This window comes from Xanthomonas sp. LF02-5 (assembly GCF_034105325.1).
In the GTDB taxonomy this organism is placed as follows: Bacteria; Pseudomonadota; Gammaproteobacteria; order Xanthomonadales; family Xanthomonadaceae; genus Xanthomonas_A; species Xanthomonas_A sontii.
This window is the reverse complement of record NZ_JAXGGF010000003.1, coordinates 1-18,091: the sequence shown is the minus strand read 5'-3', so window position 1 is coordinate 18,091 and position 18,091 is coordinate 1. Positions and strand designations below refer to the sequence as shown.

General features: G+C 70.3%; 19 protein-coding genes and 1 other RNA gene. 6 read left to right on the top strand and 14 right to left on the bottom strand.

Annotated elements, in window-relative coordinates; translation table 11 throughout:
- Positions 1–61 precede the first annotated feature (61 nt).
- Positions 62–1,294, top strand: coding sequence for an acetylornithine transaminase (locus SLW52_RS09255; RefSeq protein ID WP_267122069.1), 1,233 nt, complete (start codon positions 62–64; stop codon positions 1,292–1,294).
- Positions 1,295–1,303: 9 nt separating this feature from the next.
- Here SLW52_RS09255 and SLW52_RS09250 read toward each other — a convergent pair whose 3' ends face one another.
- Entirely contained in the window at positions 1,304–1,921 is a 618-nt protein-coding gene (locus SLW52_RS09250; protein WP_320740286.1) for an HAD-IA family hydrolase, read from the bottom strand.
- Positions 1,922–2,136: 215 nt separating this feature from the next.
- On the opposite strand from SLW52_RS09250, the gene azu reads away from it, so the two are divergent.
- Positions 2,137–2,592, top strand: coding sequence for an azurin (azu, locus tag SLW52_RS09245; RefSeq protein WP_017910448.1), 456 nt, complete (start codon positions 2,137–2,139; stop codon positions 2,590–2,592).
- A 73-nt stretch (positions 2,593–2,665) separates the two neighbouring features.
- On the opposite strand, the gene hemL is transcribed toward azu, so the two are convergent.
- Together hemL and thiE are read right to left on the bottom strand one after the other, a co-directional pair.
- Entirely contained in the window at positions 2,666–3,958 is a 1,293-nt protein-coding gene (hemL, locus tag SLW52_RS09240) for a glutamate-1-semialdehyde 2,1-aminomutase (protein ID WP_152235831.1), read from the bottom strand.
- Between the two features lie 599 nt (positions 3,959–4,557).
- Positions 4,558–5,181 (bottom strand): thiamine phosphate synthase, encoded by a 624-nt coding sequence (thiE, locus tag SLW52_RS09235; protein ID WP_320740287.1) that lies wholly within the window; start codon positions 5,179–5,181, stop codon positions 4,558–4,560.
- Between the two features lie 14 nt (positions 5,182–5,195).
- On the opposite strand from thiE, the gene SLW52_RS09230 reads away from it, so the two are divergent.
- Entirely contained in the window at positions 5,196–5,441 is a 246-nt protein-coding gene (locus SLW52_RS09230; protein ID WP_223875626.1) for a rubredoxin, read from the top strand.
- A 272-nt stretch (positions 5,442–5,713) separates the two neighbouring features.
- On the opposite strand, the gene SLW52_RS09225 is transcribed toward SLW52_RS09230, so the two are convergent.
- The 10 genes from SLW52_RS09225 to SLW52_RS09180 all read right to left on the bottom strand — a co-directional run bounded on the left by SLW52_RS09225 (position 5,714) and on the right by SLW52_RS09180 (position 13,169).
- Positions 5,714–6,559, bottom strand: a complete 846-nt coding sequence (locus tag SLW52_RS09225) for a SirB1 family protein (RefSeq protein WP_026143558.1) — start codon at positions 6,557–6,559, stop codon at positions 5,714–5,716.
- A 118-nt stretch (positions 6,560–6,677) separates the two neighbouring features.
- Positions 6,678–7,130, bottom strand: coding sequence for a DUF192 domain-containing protein (locus tag SLW52_RS09220; RefSeq protein ID WP_017910443.1), 453 nt, complete (start codon positions 7,128–7,130; stop codon positions 6,678–6,680).
- A gap of 172 nt (positions 7,131–7,302) precedes the next feature.
- Entirely contained in the window at positions 7,303–7,950 is a 648-nt protein-coding gene (gene rpiA, locus SLW52_RS09215; RefSeq protein ID WP_017915859.1) for a ribose-5-phosphate isomerase RpiA, read from the bottom strand.
- A 100-nt stretch (positions 7,951–8,050) separates the two neighbouring features.
- Positions 8,051–8,521 carry an EVE domain-containing protein gene (locus SLW52_RS09210; RefSeq protein WP_017915860.1) on the bottom strand — a complete coding sequence of 157 codons (471 nt, stop codon included), beginning with the start codon at positions 8,519–8,521 and terminating at the stop codon, positions 8,051–8,053.
- On the bottom strand, positions 8,518–9,111 hold the full coding sequence (locus tag SLW52_RS09205; RefSeq protein WP_320740288.1) for a 5-formyltetrahydrofolate cyclo-ligase: 594 nt from the start codon (positions 9,109–9,111) through the stop codon (positions 8,518–8,520). Before SLW52_RS09205 ends, SLW52_RS09210 begins: the two co-directional genes overlap by 4 nt.
- A 73-nt stretch (positions 9,112–9,184) precedes the next feature.
- Positions 9,185–9,964, bottom strand: a complete 780-nt coding sequence (locus SLW52_RS09200) for a thioesterase family protein (protein ID WP_320740289.1) — start codon at positions 9,962–9,964, stop codon at positions 9,185–9,187.
- Positions 9,965–10,123: 159 nt separating this feature from the next.
- Positions 10,124–10,308: non-coding RNA, 6S RNA (gene ssrS / locus SLW52_RS09195), on the bottom strand.
- A 98-nt stretch (positions 10,309–10,406) separates the two neighbouring features.
- Positions 10,407–10,700: a cell division protein ZapA gene (locus SLW52_RS09190; RefSeq protein ID WP_152240002.1), complete on the bottom strand. Its 294-nt coding sequence runs from the start codon at positions 10,698–10,700 to the stop codon at positions 10,407–10,409.
- On the bottom strand, positions 10,697–10,918 hold the full coding sequence (locus tag SLW52_RS09185) for a TIGR02449 family protein (RefSeq protein ID WP_017910437.1): 222 nt from the start codon (positions 10,916–10,918) through the stop codon (positions 10,697–10,699). Before SLW52_RS09185 ends, SLW52_RS09190 begins: the two co-directional genes overlap by 4 nt.
- 67 nt (positions 10,919–10,985) lie before the next feature.
- Positions 10,986–13,169 (bottom strand): EAL domain-containing protein, encoded by a 2,184-nt coding sequence (locus SLW52_RS09180; RefSeq protein WP_320740290.1) that lies wholly within the window; start codon positions 13,167–13,169, stop codon positions 10,986–10,988.
- Between the two features lie 209 nt (positions 13,170–13,378).
- Here SLW52_RS09180 and SLW52_RS09175 point away from each other — a divergent pair, with 209 nt between their 5' ends.
- From SLW52_RS09175 to SLW52_RS09165, 3 genes are all read left to right on the top strand, one after another.
- Positions 13,379–13,924, top strand: coding sequence for a YecA family protein (locus tag SLW52_RS09175; protein WP_043094872.1), 546 nt, complete (start codon positions 13,379–13,381; stop codon positions 13,922–13,924).
- Positions 13,924–15,255, top strand: a complete 1,332-nt coding sequence (locus SLW52_RS09170; protein ID WP_267087758.1) for an aminopeptidase P N-terminal domain-containing protein — start codon at positions 13,924–13,926, stop codon at positions 15,253–15,255. The genes SLW52_RS09175 and SLW52_RS09170 overlap by 1 nt, the downstream gene beginning before the upstream one ends.
- Before the next feature lie 196 nt (positions 15,256–15,451).
- The gene (locus SLW52_RS09165; protein WP_043094874.1) at positions 15,452–16,465 is read left to right on the top strand and encodes a hypothetical protein; all 1,014 of its coding nucleotides are present in this window, start codon (positions 15,452–15,454) and stop codon (positions 16,463–16,465) included.
- A 15-nt stretch (positions 16,466–16,480) separates the two neighbouring features.
- On the opposite strand, the gene pepQ is transcribed toward SLW52_RS09165, so the two are convergent.
- The gene (gene pepQ, locus SLW52_RS09160) at positions 16,481–17,803 is read right to left on the bottom strand and encodes a Xaa-Pro dipeptidase (RefSeq protein WP_320740291.1); all 1,323 of its coding nucleotides are present in this window, start codon (positions 17,801–17,803) and stop codon (positions 16,481–16,483) included.
- Between the last annotated feature and the right edge of the window lie 288 nt (positions 17,804–18,091).

The following is an 18,091-nucleotide window of genomic DNA, read 5'->3' as shown; positions in this document are numbered from 1 at the left end:
GTCCCCGGCCGAGCGCTGCCGGCGGTCTTATAATCGGCGCTTTCCCCGCAGGACTGCCTCGATGACCGCTTCTTCCGCCGCGGAGCTGATCGCCCTCGGCCAACGCTACGCGCTGCCGATCTACCGTCCGCGCCAACTGGTGCTGGAGCGCGGCCAGGGCGCGCGGGTGTGGGACAGCGAGGGGCGCGACTACATCGACCTGTCCGCCGGCATCGCCGTGTGCGGGCTCGGCCACAACGATCCGGATCTGCAGGCGGCGCTGCTCGAACAGGCCGGCAAGCTGTGGCACACCAGCAACGTGTTCTACAGCGAGCCGCCGCTGCGCCTGGTCGAGGAACTGGTGGTGGCCTCGCGCTTCGCGGAGAAGGCGTATCTGTGCAATTCCGGCGCCGAGGCCAACGAGGCGGCGATCAAGCTGGTGCGCAAGTGGGCCACCGCCCAGGGCCGTCCGCCGCAGCGGCGGGTGATCGTCACCTTCCGCGGCAGCTTCCACGGCCGCACCCTGGCCGCGGTGACCGCCACCGCGCAGCCCAAGTACCAGGAAGGCTACGAGCCGCTGCCCGGCGGTTTCCGCTACGTCGACTTCAACGACATCGTGCAGCTGGAAACGGCGATGGCCGCCGGCGATGTGGCCGCGGTGATGCTGGAGCCGGTGCAGGGCGAGGGCGGCGTGATGCCGGCGGCGCCGGGCTTCCTGGCGCAGGTGCGGGCCCTGTGCGACCACCACGGCGCGCTGCTGGTGCTGGACGAGATCCAGTGCGGCATGGGCCGCACCGGCACCCTGTTCGCGCACTGGCAGGACCAGATCGTCCCCGACATCGTGACCCTGGCCAAGGCGCTGGGCGGCGGCTTCCCGATCGGCGCGCTGCTGGCCGGGCCGAAGGTCGCCGAGACCATGCAGTTCGGCGCGCACGGCACCACCTTCGGCGGCAACCCGCTGGCCGCGGCGGTGGCGCGGGTGGCGCTGCGCAAGCTGGCCTCGACGGCGATCGCCGCCAACGTGTCGCGGCAATCGGCGGCGCTGCGTGCCGGCCTGGCGGCGCTCAACGACGAGTTCGCGTTGTTCTCGCAGGTTCGCGGCCGCGGGCTGATGCTGGGTGCGGTGCTGGCGCCGGCGCATGCCGGACAGGCCGGCGCCATCCTCGACCACGCCGCCGCGCATGGTTTGCTGACCCTGCAGGCGGGCCCGGACGTGCTGCGCTTCGTGCCTGCGCTCAACCTCACCGATGCCGAACTGGGCGAAGGCCTGGCGCGGTTGCGCAGCGCGCTGCGCGCCTACCTCGCCGCGCGCTGAGCCGGCGACTCAGCCCAGGCCGTGCCGCGCCAGCGCGCGGCGCAGGGCGCGCGCGCCGCTGGCGGTTTCCGCGGCCATGCCGATCGCGCGGGCGCCGCGCACGTTGACGAACAGGTCGTCGATGAACAGCGCCTGCCGCGGGGCGACATCGAAGTGCGCCAGCGCGTGCCGATACACCGTCGCCTCCGGCTTGCGCCCGCCCAGGCGGCCGCTGCACAGCACGCGCCCGTGCAGCAGCGGAAACAGCGCGGGCACGATCTGCGGCATCGCCTGCGCCATCAGCGCACCGTTGTTGGTCAGCACGCCGATGGCCACGCGCTCGGCGACGGCCAGCACCTGCGCGACCACGCCGGCGTCGGCGCGGCTGGCCGCCACCCGCGCGGCGATCCACGCGTCCGCGTCCACCGCGGCGCCCAGGCCCGCGCTCAATCGCTGCAGGTAGGCGGCGGTGTCGAGTTCGCCGCCGTCGTAGGCGGTCTCCAGTCCGGAACCGAACAGGACCTCGCGGACCTGTGCGGCCTCGCAGCGGCAGTGCGCGGCCAGCGCGGCGATGCGGTCGGCACGCGTGTAGCGCGCCAGCACGCCGTCGAAATCGAGCAGCAGCAACGCCGGGCGCGCGCGGGTCATTGCGGACATGAGGAGGCCTGGGTGAGTGGCGGCTGGCGTGGCGCGACAGCAGCGAAGCTCACGCCGCTCTGCGGGGTCGCCGCCGCGTGCCGATGATGCAATGCGCCATCGCTTGTCGTTGACAAGCCATCGCGGGCCGGCGGACAGTCGGGGCACGCCGCCACGCGCGCGACCTGCCGTGGCGCAGTGTTGTCTTTCTTGCCGAGGAACCCGCCTTGAACACCAAGTTTCCATCCCTGCTGCTCGTCCTTGCCGGCCTCGCGTTCGCGCCTGCCGCCTGGGCCAAGACCTGCGCGGTGACCATCACGGGCACCGACCAGATGTCCTACGACCAGACCCAGATCAAGGTCGCGGCCGATTGCACCGAGGTGGCGGTGACGCTCAAGCACAGCGGCAAGCTCGCCGCCGCGGTGATGGGCCACAACTGGGTGCTGACCAAGACCCCGGATTTCCAGGCGGTGGCCAATGCCGGCACCAGTTCCAGCCTGGCCGACAACTACCTGCCCAAGAACGATCCGCGGATCATCGCCCACACCAAGGTGATCGGCGCCGGGCAGTCGGACACGGTCAAGTTCTCCACCGCCAAGCTCAGCAAGGGCGGGGACTACACCTTCTTCTGCTCGTTCCCGGGACACTGGGCGGTGATGAAGGGCAAGTTCGTATTCGGCTGATCCAGCGCAGCGGCGCGGCGCCGGCCATCGGCGCCGCGCGTTGTCGTCATGCCAGGGTCGTGGCACCGGCATCTCAGCCGGCGGCGACCACCGCGAACGCCTCACGCGCCGCGGCCAGGGTGGCCTCCAGCACGTCCTGGTCGTGCGCACTGGAGACGAAGCCGGCCTCGTAGGCCGACGGCGCCAGGAACACACCGCGCTCCAGCATCGCGTGGAAGAAGCGGTTGAACGCGGCGGTGTCGCAGGCAGTGGCCTGCGCATAGGTCTCCACCTTCTCGGTGGTGAAGAACAGCCCGAACATCGCCCCGACCTGGTTGGTGGTGACCGCCACGCCGGCCGCCGCCGCGGCGGCTTCCAGGCCGGCGCATAGCTGCGCGGTGGCCGCGTCCAGGCGCTGGTGGAAGCCCGGTTCCTGGATCAGTTCCAGCATCGCCAGCCCGGCGGCCATCGCCACCGGATTGCCGCTGAGCGTGCCGGCCTGGTAGATCGGCCCGGACGGCGCCACCTGCCGCATCAGGTCGGCGCGCCCGCCATAGGCGCCCACCGGCATGCCGCCACCGATGATCTTGCCGAAGGTGGTCAGGTCCGGCGTGACCCCGTAGTGCGCCTGCGCGCCGCCCAGGGCGACGCGGAACCCGGTCATCACCTCGTCGAAGATCAGCAGCGCGCCGTGTTGCGTGCACAGGTCGCGCAGGTGCTGCAGATAGCCCGGACGCGGCGGAATACAGTTGGCGTTGCCGACCACGGGCTCGATGATGACCGCGGCGATCTCGTGGCCGATCTCCTCGAACAGCGCAGTAGCGCCCTCGGCATCGTTGTAGGCCAGGGTGGCGGTGAGTTCGCTCAAGCCGGCCGGCACGCCCGGCGAGGTCGGCACGCCCAGGGTCAGCATGCCGCTGCCGGCCTTGACCAGGAACGAATCGCCGTGGCCGTGGTAGCAGCCTTCGAACTTGACGATGCGGTTGCGCCCGGTGGCGCCGCGCGCCAGCCGCACCGCCGACAGCGTGGCTTCGGTGCCGGAGTTGACCATGCGCACCATCTCGCAGGACGGCACCAGCCGGGTGATGGTCTGCGCCATCGTCACCTCGGCCGGGCACGGCGCGCCGAACGACAGCCCATCGCCGATCGCGCGCTGCACCGCCTCGCGCACCGCCGGGTGGTTGTGCCCGGCGATCATCGGCCCCCACGAGCCCACGTAGTCGATGTAGCGGTGGCCGTCGACGTCGTACAGGTACGGGCCATCGGCGCGCTGCACGAAGAACGGCTCGCCGCCCACCGACTTGAAGGCGCGCACCGGCGAATTGACGCCGCCGGGAATCAGCGACTGCGCTTGGGCGAACAGGGCGTGCGAGCGGGAATGGGACATGAGCGGAAATCCTTGGCGATGCTGGCCAGGCCGACCGGCCGGGCGCGGAGCGAGGCCGTCTATTGTCGCGGCTGCCGCCGGTGTGCGCCATGTCGTCGATCCTGCCGCAGCCGGCGCCACGCCGTGGATTTGCTTCAAGCCCCTCTCCCACCGGGAGAGGGGTTGGGGTGAGGGTCCGGCGCGCAGCGACGCGCGATGTTTGGGTGTACGAGGCTGCGCTCGCACCCTCATCCGCCCCTTCGGGGCACCTTCCCCCGAAAAGGGGGCCATGGTCCCGGAGGGAGAAGGAAGAGGCCAAAGCCCCTCTCCCACCGGGAGAGGGGTTGGGGTGAGGGTCCGGCGCGGAGCGACGCGCGGTGTTTGGGTGCATGAGGCTGCGCCCGTACCCTCATCCGCCCCTTCGGGGCACCTTCTCCCGATGGGAGAAGGGAGCGGCTAGCCCCTCTCCGTCGGGAGAGGGGTTGGGGTGAGGGTCCGGCGCGAAGCGACGCGCGATGTTTGGGTGCACGAGGCTGCGCTCGCACCCTCATCCGCCCCTTCTGGGCACCTTCCCCCGAAAAGGGGGCCATGGTCCCGAGGGGAGAAGGGAAGCGCTAGCCTCAGTCGAAACACGCCCTGTACGCGGCCAGCGCCGCGCGCGGATCGGGCGCATCGAACACGCCGCTGATCACCGCCAGCAGATCGGCGCCGGCCGCCACCAGCGGCCGCGCGTTGTCCGGCGTGAGGCCGCCGATCGCCACGCGCGGCAGGCCCAGCGCTGCCGCACCGCGCAGCAGGTCGGGCGTGGCGCGGCGCGTGGTGACCTTGCTGCGGGTGGGGAAGAAGGCGCCGAAGGCGACGTAGCTGGCGCCAGCCGCCGCGGCGTTGCGGGCCAGGCTCAGATCGTCGTAGCAGGACGCTCCGATCAACGCCTGCGGCCCGAGCGCGGCGCGCGCGGCGGCCAGATCGCCGTCGTCCTCGCCCAGGTGCACGCCGGCCGCGCCCACCGCCTGCGCCAGCGCGGCGTCGTCGTTGACGATCAGCGGCACGCCGGCCTGTGCGCACAGCGCTTGCAGCGCCGCGGCCTGGTCGCGCCGTTGCGCCGTGTCGGCGCGCTTGTTGCGGTATTGCAGCCAGGTCACGCCCTGGTCCAGCAGCGGCGCCACCCGTGCCAGCAGACGCGCGCCGTCGGCCTCGTCGGGGGTGATCAGGTACACGCCGCGCGGCGCCGGGGATACGTTCATGGCCAAGCCTTCCGATGCGTCGGCGGCGATGGGACAATGCCGTTCCGACTGTGACCTGCGATTATCCAATGAGCGACGCCAGCGCCACCACCTATCGCACTTGGATGTGCGTCGTCTGCGGGTTCATCTACAACGAGGCCGACGGCCTGCCGGAAGAAGGCATCGCCCCCGGCACCCGCTGGGACGACGTGCCCGACACCTGGACCTGCCCGGACTGCGGCGTGACCAAGGACGATTTCGAGATGGTGGAGATGGATTGACGGCTGGGATTGGAGAATGGGGAATCGGGAGTGGGACAGCGACTCCCGTGCCTTGTAGGCTTCACGCGGCGGCCAGTTTCAGGGCTGGCAGGCAGACATCGCGAGGCCGGGTTGTCGGATCGCAAGGCCGATACTCGGGAGAGCCGCATGTCCGCCGACGTTCGATGATCGATTCGGTCGGTTATCCATGACGGCTTGATCAGGTCAGCAACCTCTGAGCCTCAGGGCATGCGCTTTTCCCATTCCCGATTCCCCTCTCCCCATTCCCAGCGTCAATGCATCCGCTGCGCTCGCGCGCTCAGTTCCACCAGGCGCTCGCGAATCGGCAAGGCGTCGGAGGCTTCGGGGTTCAATTGCAGGTAACGGCCCAGGTCGCGCCGTGCGCCGGGGACGTAATCCATCTGCAGGTAGGCCATGCCGCGGTCGCGCAGGGCTTCGGGCTGGTCCGGCATCAGCTTGAGCACGCGGTCGGCGCTGCGTGCGGCGCGGTCCCACTCGTCGCGTTCGGCGTACAGGCCATGCAGGTTGCGCAGGACCCGGGCAAGGATCGCGCGGTGCGGCGCCGGGTCCAGGATCTGCAGCAGCGCGCGGTCGTCCGGGCTTTCGCCACCCATGTGCGGCCGCGCGCGCTCGCGCAGTTCCTCCACCGCCAGCGGACGCCCGCCGTTGAACGGGTCCATCACCAGCAGGCCGTCGTCCACCGGCAGGCGCACCAGGAAATGCCCCGGGAAGGACACGCCGTCGAGCGGGATGTCCAGGCGCCGCGCCACGTCCATCTGCACCAGCGCCAGCGAGATCGGGTTGCCCAGGCGCCGCTCGAACACCTGGTTCATGTAGCTGTTGCGCGGGTCGTAATACTCGTCGTGGTTGCCGCTATAGCCCAGTTCTTCGAACAGGTGGCGATTGATCGCCGCCATCTTCAGCGGCCACTGCTCGATCATCGCCACCTCGTGCCGCAGGTGGTCGGCATGACTCTGCGCCAGGGTGTCGTAATGGGCGGCGTCCAGCTCCGGATACTCGTCGCGGGCGATCAGCAGCGCGGTCGCCAGCAGCGGCAGGGCATCGTCATCCAGCGCGGCCAGGGTATTCCAGCTCGGCAATGTCAATGGGGCGGCCATGGCCCAAGACTGGCGGCAAAGCCGGGCCCTATCAAGTCCGGCCGTTCCCGACAGCGGTGTCGGGTTCAGCGCCGTGGTCGCGGGGCCTTTTCCCGACGCCGCCGGCACCGTTGATGGGTCAGTGGCCCTGCGGAATTCCCGGGCCGAAGCGCAGTTCGGTGCCGTCCTGCAGCTTCAACTGCTCGGCCTGGCCGGCGTTGAGTTCGAGCACGTAGCGCGCCGGCGCGTTGCTCGGGTAGGGCGGGCAGGCGTCGCCGGCCGAGCACGGCGGCACGTCGCGCTGCTGCGCCACCAGCTTGCGCTGGTTGTCGAAGTACAGGATGTCCAGCGGGATCTTGGTGTTCTTCATCCAGTACGCCTGCGGTTCCTCGCGGTCGTGGATGAACAGCATGCCGTGGTCGGTTTCCATCTGGTCGCGGAACATCAGCCCGCGCGCGCGGGTCGCATCGTTCTGCGCCAGTTCCACTTCGTAGCGATGTCCGCCCAATTCCACCCAATGGTCGCCACCGGCGCTGGCGCAACCGCTGAGGGCGAGCAGGAGAAGGACGCAGAGCGCGCGGAAGAGGGACATGGGCGGACCAGGGCAGGGAGGACAGCGCGCACCTTGTTGCAAGGTGCGCGTGGCGTCAAGAGCGGGAATTGGGGATTCGGGATTGGGGATTCGCAAGAGCCAGGATTCTCGCTTTTACGAATCCCCAATCCCCAATCCCGAATCCCCAATCCCGCGCGCGCGCCAGCGCGCGTCAAAAGACGCGCGGCGGCTCGCCACCGACGATCACCACGTCGGCCGGGCGGCGGGCGAACAGGCCGACGCAGACCACGCCCGGGATCTGGTTCAGTTCGCGCTCCAGCGCCACCGGGTCGGTGATCGACAGGTGGTGCACGTCCAGCACCACGTTGCCGTTGTCGGTGATCACCCCGTCGCGCCAGACCGGCTGGCCGCCGGTGCGCGCCAGGATCTCGCGGGCGACCAGGCTGCGCGCCATCGGGATCACTTCGATCGGCAGCGGGAACGCGCCCAGGGTCTGCACCTGCTTGCTCGGGTCGACGATGCAGATGAAGCGCTCGCTGGCCTCGGCGATGATCTTCTCGCGGGTCAGCGCGGCGCCGCCGCCCTTGATCAGGCACTTGTTCGGATCGCACTCGTCGGCGCCGTCCACGTACAGCGACAGGTTGCCGGTGTGGTTCAGCTCCAGCACCTCGATGCCGTGCTGGCGCAGGCGCGCGGTGCTCTGCTCGGAACTGGACACCGCACCCTTGATGCGGTGGCCAATGCGGCCGAGCGCGTCGATGAAATAGGCGACGGTGGAGCCGGTGCCGACGCCGACGATCATCCCGTCCTGGACGTAGTCGATGGCTTTCTCGGCGGCAAGACGCTTGGCTTCTGACATTTGGAGAGCTCGGGAGTGGGGATTCGGGATTGGGGATTCGTGAAAAGCGGGTCGGCGGATGGGGCCGGGCGAATCCCCAATCCCCACTCCCGAATCCCGGCTATTCGAGCGAAAGCAGCAGCTTCCACTGCGCGGCGCTGACCGGGAACACGGACAGGCGGTTGCCGCGGGCGACCAGCGGGAAGCCCTCGCCCAGCGCGTCGGCGTGCTGCTTGATCTCGTCCAGGGCGATGGTGCGCGCCAGCTTGCGCTCGAACGCCACGTCCACCAGGTACCAGCGCGGTTGCTCCGGGGTGGCCTTGGGGTCGTGGTAGTCGGAAGACGGGTCGAACTGGGTGGCGTCGGGATAGGCCTGGCTGGCCACGCGCGCCACGCCGACGATGCCCGGCACCTTGCAGTTGGAGTGGTAGAACAGGATGCCGTCGCCGACCTTCATGCCGTCGCGCATGAAGTTGCGCGCCTGGTAGTTGCGCACGCCGTTCCAGGGCTCGGTGCCGACCCGCTGCAGGTCGTCGATCGAGAAGGCGTCCGGTTCGGACTTCATCAGCCAATAGCGGGTGCGTGCGGTCATGCGGGGGAATTGGGCGCGGTCGACAGGGTGAGGGATTCGGTGCAGACCGCGTCCAGCGCCACGTCCCAGGCCGCCAGCGGCAAAGCCGCGACCTGTTGCGCGTCGAAGGCGGCCCCGACCAGCCAGGGCGGCGGAGCCTGCCGCTGGCGGAAAGCGAAGCTGCGATCATACCAGCCGCCCCCCATGCCCAGGCGGCCGCCGGCGGTGTCGAAGCCGACCAGCGGCGTCACCACCAGCGCCATCTGCGCCGGCGCCAGGGTTGTGGCCGGGTCGACGTCGGGTTCGGGGATGCCATAGCGGTTGGCGCGCAGCGGCTGCCCGGGGCGCCACGGCGCGAAGCGCAGGGTGTCGCCGCTGAGCACCGGCAGGCAATACTGCACCGCCTCCGGCAGCGACAGTTGCCAGCGGTGCAGGGCGATCTCCCCGTCCATCGCCCAGTAGCCGCCGACATGGCCGTGCTGCGGCGCGAACGGCAGGTCCAGCAGTCGCTGTGCCAAGGCATCGGCGGCGGCCAGGCGCACGGGCGCGGTGAGCGCGCGGCGGCGCGCGCGCAGGTCCTGGCGCAGGGAGTCGCGGTCGTCGGCGGTCATCGGGCGGGCGTGGCGAGGGAGGCCGCTATTGTCGGCGGCGGCGCGCGCACTGACCAGGGCGCCGCCGCGACGATCACGCGTAGAGCGCCACCGTCTGCCGGCCCCACAGCACCAGCCGCCCGGCCGTATCCCAGATCTGCATGTCCTGCAGCGAGTAGCCGTCCTCGGCATGGCGGCTGGCCGAGCGCAGCAGGAACCAGTCGCCGGCGCTGGCCGGTTGCGGGAAGTCCAGGCTCCAGGTCATCGAACTGACCGGCGCCGGTGCGCTGAAGCAGGTCATCGCGGCCGGCGGCAGGCAGTCGCCTAGCGCGACCAGGGCAACGCTCGGGTCCACGCCGGCGGCGTCGCGATGGCGCGCCCAGACCAGCAACTCCGGATCGGCCGCGGCGGACAGCGGCAGCGCGCCGCCGGCCAGGCGCATGTCGAAGTTGGCGACGAAGGCCGGGGTCGCCGCGCTGTCGGCGATCGGCGTCGCTTCGTCGGGACCGACGACCGCCGGCCGCGCCGGCAGGAAGTCATGGGCGATGCGGCTGGGCCGCGGCTGCGCGAACAGCAAGGCCGCGCGCAGGGCGACCTGCCCGTCGGCCAGACAATCGACGCCCACGGAGGTGGCGGACTTGCCATGGCGCAGCACCTGCGCATCGAAGCGCAGGCTGCCGTCGGCGGGGCCGACGAAGCCGATGTACGCCGACTTCAGCGGCGGCAACGCGGACGGTGCCGTGCGCAGCGCGGTCTGCAGCGCCAGCGCCGCGGACAGGCCGCCGAAGGCGGTGCGGCCTTGTCGCCAGCTGGCGGGGACGTCGAATCCCGCGGCGGGGTCGAAGCGGTCGAGGATCTGGGCGAGCGTCGGCAATCCGGGATCTCCGTGATGGGGCGACCAGTATCCCGGGTTTCGGTCGGTGCGAGAACGCGTGGCACCTGCAATGCGCCGGCGACGACGGCGTGGTGAAGGCACACGCTGCGGGCGCACAAAAGGAAACGGCGCCTTGCGGCGCCGCTTCCTGGAAAAATTGCATTCTCCGCCGTGACGATGCGTGCGAAACGACCTTGAACCCGGGGTTCAAGTGGGATGGCTGGAGAATCATCGGGCTTCCCGCTACGAGGCGGACCTGCACTCCCGATTCCGTCGCCACCCCGTGGTCGTCATTAAGGGACAAGGCGAATGTTTGCACACGCTGTCGTTCACAGCAGAGAACGCAAGTGGAGTATAGCGCCGTGATCGCGCTTGGCTAGTCCGTTCGTCGGTCGTTCGGTACGTTGCAATTCACGTTGATGATCGCAGCGCCACGTGCGGATCAGCGCGTCGTATCGACCACGCTGTCCAGGCGCCGATTGAGATCGGCGAGTGTGCGCGCCATCTCGCGTTCGTGCTTGGCCTGTTCGTCGCGCAGTTGCTGCAACTCGTGCGCCAAGTTCAGTGCCGCGAGGACGGCGACGCGGTCCACCGCGGCCATGCGGTTGCTGCCGCGCACCTCGCGCATCTTCGCGTCGAGCAGGCGCGCGGCGGCGAGCAGGCCGTCGCGTTCTTCGGCCTCGACGCCGACGGTGTATTCGCGGTCGAGGATGCGGACGCTGACCGGCTCGCTCACGTGTGCTGCTCCAGGGACTTCAGGCGGGCGATCATCGCTTCCACGCGCGAACGCGCCTGTTCGTTCTTGGTCAGCAACTGCGAGCGCTCGCCGATCAGGTGTTCCTGCTGCTGGCGCAGGCTGCGGTTCTCGTCGGACAGGCGCTGGCAGCGCTCGACCAGCGTTTCCACGCGTGCGGCAAGGGCGCGAAGCTCGGCGAGGGCGTCAGGGCTGTCCATGGCGCTCACGATAGGCATGCGCCCGAGGGGCGGTCAAGACGCCGCGCGGCGGCGCCATGGCCGGCGCTCAGGCAGGCAGCCGCAGCGGTTGCTGCAGCAGGCGCAGGCAGGCGTCCGGCTCCAGCGCCGGCGCCACCAGGTGGCCCTGGATCTCGTCGCAGCCGTGCGCGCGCAGGAACGCCAGCTGCCCGGCGTCCTCGACGCCCTCGGCCACCACCTTCAGCGCCAGCGAGTGGCCCATCGCGATGATGGTGCTGGTGATCGCCTCGTCGTCCGGGTCGCGGGTGAGGTCGCCGATGAATTCCTGGTCGATCTTCAGGGTGTTGATCGGCAGCCGCTTCAGATAGGCCAGCGACGAATAGCCGGTGCCGAAGTCGTCGATGGCCAGGGTCAGCCCCAACTTGCGGCAGGCGCGCAGCAGTTCGGCGTTCTTGCCGACCTGCGACATCACCACGCTCTCGGTCAGTTCCAGTTCGATGTTGGCCGCCGGCACGCCGGTTTCGGCGAGGATCCCGGCCATCAGTTCCGGCAGGTTGCCGCGCTCGAGCTGGATCGCCGAGACGTTCACCGACATGCACAGATCGGTCAGCCCCATCCGCCGCCAGTCGCGCAACGCGCTGCAGGCCTGGCGCAGCACCCACTCGCCGATCTCCAGGATCAACCCGGTCTCCTCGGCCAGCGGGATGAACTGGCTCGGCGAGACCGGCCCGAAATCGGCGCTGTGCCAGCGCAGCAGCGCTTCCACGCCGACCACCCGCTGCGTGCGCAGCGAGTAGCGCGGCTGGTAGACCAGCTTCAGTTCCTGATCCAGCGGGATCTTGCGCAGCGTGCTGGCCAGGGTGGCGCGGTGGCGGGTGGCTTCGTCCATGCGCGCCGAGTACACCTGCGCGTTGCGGCGCCCGGCGGCCTTGGCCTGGTACATCGCGGTATCGGCGTGCTTGAGCAGCTCGCTCGGCAGCAGCGCGTGCTGCGGGAACAGGGAGATGCCGATGGAGGTGGAGACCGCGACCTCGCGGCGTTCGTCCAGCCGCAGCGGCGCCTCGAACGCGGCCAGCACGCGGGCGGCCACCGCCTCGGCCTCGCCCTGGCTGACGATGTCCTCGACCACCACGGTGAATTCGTCGCCGGCCAGGCGCGCCACCGTGTGCTGCGGTCCCACCGCCTGCTGCAGGCGTTCGGCCACTGCGCGCAGCACGCGATCGCCGACCGCGTGGCCGAGCGAATCGTTGATGTCCTTGAAGCGGTCCAGATCCAGGAACAGCACCGCGACCGAGCCGGCCTGGCGCCGCGCCCGCACGATCGCCCGCGCCAGGCGTTCGGACAGCAGCGCACGGTTGGGCAGGCTGGTCAGCGTGTCGTAGTTGGCCAGATAGCGCAGTTCCTGCTCGGCGCGCTTCTGCTCGGTGATGTCTTCCAGTACCACCACCTGGAAGCTCTGGCGGCCGTCGGCGTCGACCACGGTATTGCGGCGCAGGTGGCAGAGGATTTCCTGGCCGTCCTTGCGCCGCTTCCAGGCCTCGCCGCGCCAATGCCGGCCGTGGTCGGCCACCGGGGCCGCCGGCGTTTCCGGCGCGTGGTCGATCAGCGCCATCGGCTGGCCCAGTACCTCGCGCTCGCTGTAGCCGGTGATGCGGGTGAAGGCCGGGTTGACCGAGATGAAGCGGCGGTCCTCGTCGAGCACGGCGACCGCCTCGCCCATGCTGCGCAGCACTTCGGCGGCGATGCGCCGTTCCAGGTCGGCCTGGCGGTGCGAGGTGATGTCGCGCGCGGTGCCGGCGAGCCGGCGCGGCGCGCCGCTGGCGTCGTAGTCGACCACGCGGCCGCGCACCCGCGCCCAGTGCCAGACCCCGTCGCCGGCCAGGTCCACCCGGTACTCGGCGGTGTAGATCGCGGTCAGGCCTTGCAGGTGTTCCTGCAGCACCTGCCGCGCCTGCTGCACGTCGTCGGGATGGATCCGTAGCGGTTCGTTCTCGCGGATCACCAGGCCGATGTCCTGCGCGTGCGGCGTGGCCTCGTCGGCGCGCATCAGCCGCAACCTGCGCTGTTGCAGGTCGTAATCCCAGAAGTGTTCGCCCGAGGCCCATAGCGCCAGCTTCAGGTGCTGGTCGCGCTGTTGCAGTTGCGCGTGCCGTTGCAGTTGCTCGCGCAGGCGCCGACGCGAACGCAGCGCGAACAGCGCCGCCACCCCGCCGGCCGCCAGCGCGGCGAGCGCGACCAGCGGCCATGCGGCCAGCAAGGTCTCGCCGAACAAGGCGAGGCCGGTTCTTTCCGCAGCTCCTGCAGCAACGTGCTCCAATGGCATGGCGGAAAGTGACTTCTGTCAAAGAACGGGTGGTGGAGTGTAGGCGCGTGCCGGAAGCCACCACAAGCGGCGGCGCACACGCGGTTGCTACACTGCGCAGTCCCGATTCCGCCGCAGGCCTCGACAGGCCCGCGGCCAGCGCCCGACAGGCTTGCTCCATGACCGAACTTCCCACTGCCGACCAGATCGCCGATGCCAGCCGGACGCTTGGCCTGGCTGCGTCGGCGGCCGAACTGCACGGCGGCCTGTGCGGCTGGCTGGCCGGCGGCGGCGCCGAATTGCCGGCATGGCCGGCGGCCGTGCTCGCCGACGCCAGCCTCGCCGCGCCGCGCCCCGGCGATGCGCTGGACCGCCTGCGCGAGGCCACGACTGCGCAACTGAACGACCGCGATTTCGGCTTCGACCTGGTGCTGGCCGATGCCGGCGCGCCGCTGCCCGAGCGCGCCGACGCGCTGTTCGACTGGTGCCGCGGCTTCCTCGGCGGCTTCGGCCTGGCCGCAGGGGCTGCGCCGCCACTGTCCGAGGAAGGGCAGGAGGCGCTGCAGGACGTGGCGCGCCTGGCCCAGGCCAGCGCCGACGATTTCGACAGCGGCGACGAGGACGAGGACGCGCTGGCCGAGATCGAGGAGTTCGTGCGCGTGGCGGTGCTGCTGCTGCACAGCGACTGCGTGCTCGGCCCGCGCCACCGGCAGCGCCTGAACTGATGAAGCGGCTCACCGGGATTTCCTCCGGCGAGTACGTGCGCCGGCGCCGTCATTTGATGGACATGGCCGGCGAGCAGGCCATCCTGGTACTGCCCAGCGCACCGGAGCGGGTGCGCAGCCACGACACGCACTACCCGTACCGGCAGGATTCGGACTTCTGGTATCTGTGCGGGTTCGCCGAGCCGGACGCGGTGCTGGTGCTGGTGCCCGGTCGCCGCCATGGCGAGGCGCTGCTGTTCTGTCGCGAACGCGACCCCGAGCGCGAAGCCTGGGACGGCCCGCGGGCGGGGCAGGAAGGCGCGGTCGAGCGCTACGGCATGGACGATGCCTATCCGATCGACGACCTCGACGAGATCCTGCCCGGGCTGCTGGAAGGCCGCTCGCGGGTGTATTACCACTTCGGCCGCGACGTCGATTTCGACCTGAAGCTGATCGGCTGGGTCAAGCGCGTGCGCGAGCAGGTGCGGCACGGCGCGCAGCCGCCGCACGAGTTCCTGGAACTGGGCCATCTGCTGCACGAACAGCGCCTGTTCAAATCGCGCGACGAGATCGCGCTGATGCAGGTCGCTGCGGACCTGAGCGTGGCCGGGCACCGCGCGGCGATGCGGCTGGCGCGCCCGGGCGTGCACGAATACCAACTGCAGGCCGAGATCGAGCGCGAATTCCGCGCCGGCGACGCCTGGCCGGCCTACGGCAGCATCGTCGGCAGCGGCCACAACGCCTGCGTGCTGCACTACCGCGCCAACGCTGCGCGTCTGCGCGACGGCGACTTGGTGCTGGTCGATGCGGGCGCCGAATACCGAGGCTATGCCGCTGACATCACCCGTACTTTCCCGGCCAACGGCCGCTTCGGCGCCGAACAACGCGCGCTGCACGACCTGGTCGGTGCCGCGCATGCTGCCGCGCTGGCGCAGGCGCGCCCGGGCGTGGCCTACGAGGCCGGACACCTGGCCGCGGTGCAGACCCTGACCGAAGGCCTGCTGCGGCTAGGCCTGCTCAAGGGCAGCGTCGAGCAGAACCTGGCCAGCGGCGACTACCGGCGCTTCTACAGGCACAAGACCGGTCACTGGCTGGGCCTGGACGTGCACGACGTCGGCGACTACCGGCTGGCAGGCGAATCGCGCCTGCTCGAACCGGGCATGGTGTTCACCATCGAACCCGGCCTGTACGTGTCGCCGGACGACAAGGACGTGGACCCGAAGTGGCGGGGCATCGGCATCCGCACCGAGGACGACGTGCTGATCACCGACGACGGTCATCGCGTGCTCACCGATGCCCTGGCGCGCAGCGCCGAGGAGATCGAGGCGTGGATGGCTGGGAATGGGGAATAGGGAAGCGGGAATGGGAAAAGCGGTCGCCGTGCGCGGAAAGGTCAGCTAGCGGACCGGGTGCTTTTGCTGTTGCGATTCCCGATTCCCGATTCTCCACTCCCGGCGGCGGCCATCAGGCCGCCGCGGCAGACTGGCGCCGCCCCCTTGCGTGCCTGCGGCCGGTTGCGCACAGTGACAGGCTGAACAAGGGGGATTCATGAAGATGTGGATGCGATGCCTGCTGGTGGCAGGACTGTGCGTGGCCGTCGCAGCGCAGGCGCGCGCGCAGCAGGCGGCCACGCCGGCGGCGCCAGCCGATGCTGCGCCCGCGGCGACGCAGGCGCCTGTGCCTGCTGCGGTGCCCACGCTGGCGCTGGACGATCTAGAGACGTTGCTGTCGCTTCGCGCTGCGCCGGAGGCCCGCGCGCAGATGCTGGCGCAGGTCGTCGCGCTGGCGGGTAAGGGCGATGGCGCCTCGGCGTACGTGTTGGGCGTGCTCTACCGCAATGGCGAGGCGCATCCGGCGCATCTGGTGCCGCGCGACCTGGACACGGCCCGCTACTGGCTGGAGCGCTGCCTGGGCATGCCGCGCTGCCCGCTGCTCGCGTTGGCGTCGCTGGCCGAGCTGGAGTTGTCCGCCGGCAATGCCAAGCCGGCGCTGCAATGGGCGCAGGGCTGGGTGGCGCTGGACCGCGAGTTCACCACGCGGGCGCGCGAGATCGAAGGCCGCCGTGTGCGCCCCAGTCAGCGCAATCGCGATACCGCCTACCATGCCTACCTCCTGGAGCGCTGCTATGCGGCGATGCCGAGCGGCGACCGCGACGCGATCGGCCTGGCCTGGTTCAATGCATTTCGCGTGCAGTGGGGTCGGGTCCTGGACCGGATGCTGTTCGCGCAGCTCGATGCGCTGCAGGCGCAGGATGGCGAGGAGGCTGGCGGGCTGACTGCGCGTGCCGAGAATCAACGGCGCAAGACCGTGCTGGACAGCCCGATGGACCTGCCGGTCACGCCGGCGTTGAGCCTGTTCCTGATGCGCGGCGATCCGCAGGGCGGACGTCCCGAGTCCGCCCTGGTGCTGGAGGCGCTGCCTTCGCCGAACGCGGCACGTGGACTCGAAGCGCTGGCACGCGATTTCAAGACCGCGCCGTATCCGGCCGCCGCCGGGCAGCGCCGCTACGACCTGATCCCGATGAGCTTCAATCGCGGCCCGTACGCGCTGACCGGCAAGTGACCGTGGCGGCGGCCATCAGGCCGCCGCAAACACCGGCCGCGTCAGGTTCTCGGGTGCGTCCTCGGTGCACACCACTTCGTCCTCGATGCGGATGCCGCCGTAGGGCTTGAACTGCTCCACGCGCGACCAGTCGACGCTGCCGCCATGGCCGGCCTGCTTGAGGTCGTCGAGCAGCATGTCGATGAAGTACAGGCCCGGCTCGATCGTCACCACCATGCCTGGTTCCAGCGTGCGGGTCATGCGCAGGTAGGGATGGCCGTCGGGGCGTTCGATGCGGCCGCCGCGGTCGCTGGCGGCGAAACCGGCGACGTCGTGCACCTGCAGGCCGATCGGGTGGCCCAGGCCGTGCGGGAAGAACGCGGCGCTGACGCCGGTGGCCACCGCGGTTTCCGGCGACACGGTGAGCACGCCGGCGTCCTTCAGCACGCCCATCAGCGCCAGGTGCGCGTCCAGGTGCAGTTGCCGGTAGTCGACGCCGGCGCGCACGTGCTGGCCCATGCGCTGCTGCGCGGCGTCCACCGCGTCGATCAGTGCCTGGAACTCGCTGCCGCGATCGGCGGCGTAGGTGCGGGTGATGTCGCTGGCGTAGCCGTGCGCCGAGGCGCCGGCGTCGATCAGGAAACTGCGCAGCGGCGTCGGCGCCTGCCGCTGCAGTTCGGTGTAGTGCAGCACGGCGCCGTGTTCGTTCAATGCCACGATGTTGCCGTACGGCAGTTCGTTCGCGTCCTGGCCGACCGCGGCGCAGTAGGCCATGTGGATCTCGAACTCGCTGCGGCCGTCGCGGAACGCGGCCTCGGCGGCGCGATGGCCGCGCACCGCCGAATGCTGCGCCTGGCGCATCAGTGCCAGCTCGTACGGCGTCTTGTAGGCGCGGTGGTATTCCAGGTAGTCCAGCACCGCCGGCGGGTTGTTCGGCACGTAGGCGCCCAGCGCGCTCTGCGGCTCGCCGAGGATCGCGCTGCGCGCGGCATCCGGCAGCAACGCCAGCGCCTCGTCCGGGGTGCGGATCAGATGGATGTCGCAGTGGTCCACCCACCAGCCGCTGGGCGCATCCGGCACCACGTGCCAGTAGTCGCGCGGCTGGTGGAAGATCACCTGCGGGCGGCGCCCCGGCGTGTACACCAGCCAACTGTGCGGCACCCGCGTCAGCGGCAGCCAGGCCTTGAACTGCGGGTTCACCGCGAACGGATAGTCGCGATCGTCGAACACCTGGTAGTGCAGGGTGCCGCTCGGGACCACCAGGTGGTCGAAGCCACCGCGCGCCAGCGCTTCGTCGGCGCGTCGGGTCAGGGTGCGCAGGTGGTCGGGATACAGGGCGCTTGGATCGTGCTTGGGCATGGTGGCGGACTCGTTCGGCGATGCGGAAACGGGGGCGCCAAGTGTGCCGGAAACGGTGCAGGCGTGTGGACGCGCACGGACGGCCTATGCATGGCATGCGATGCCGAAGCTACGCCGGCGATGCGGGGCTTTGTCGATCCGCCGGATACTCTTTGCGGCCGATCGCGCAACGGTCGCGGATGGCCGCCGCAGGAGCGGCTTCGGCCGCGACCGAGGCGTTCCCGGGAATGCCGGTCGCGGCTGATCCGGTCACAGGGATCAGTAGCCGCACCTGCGAGGTTGATGCCG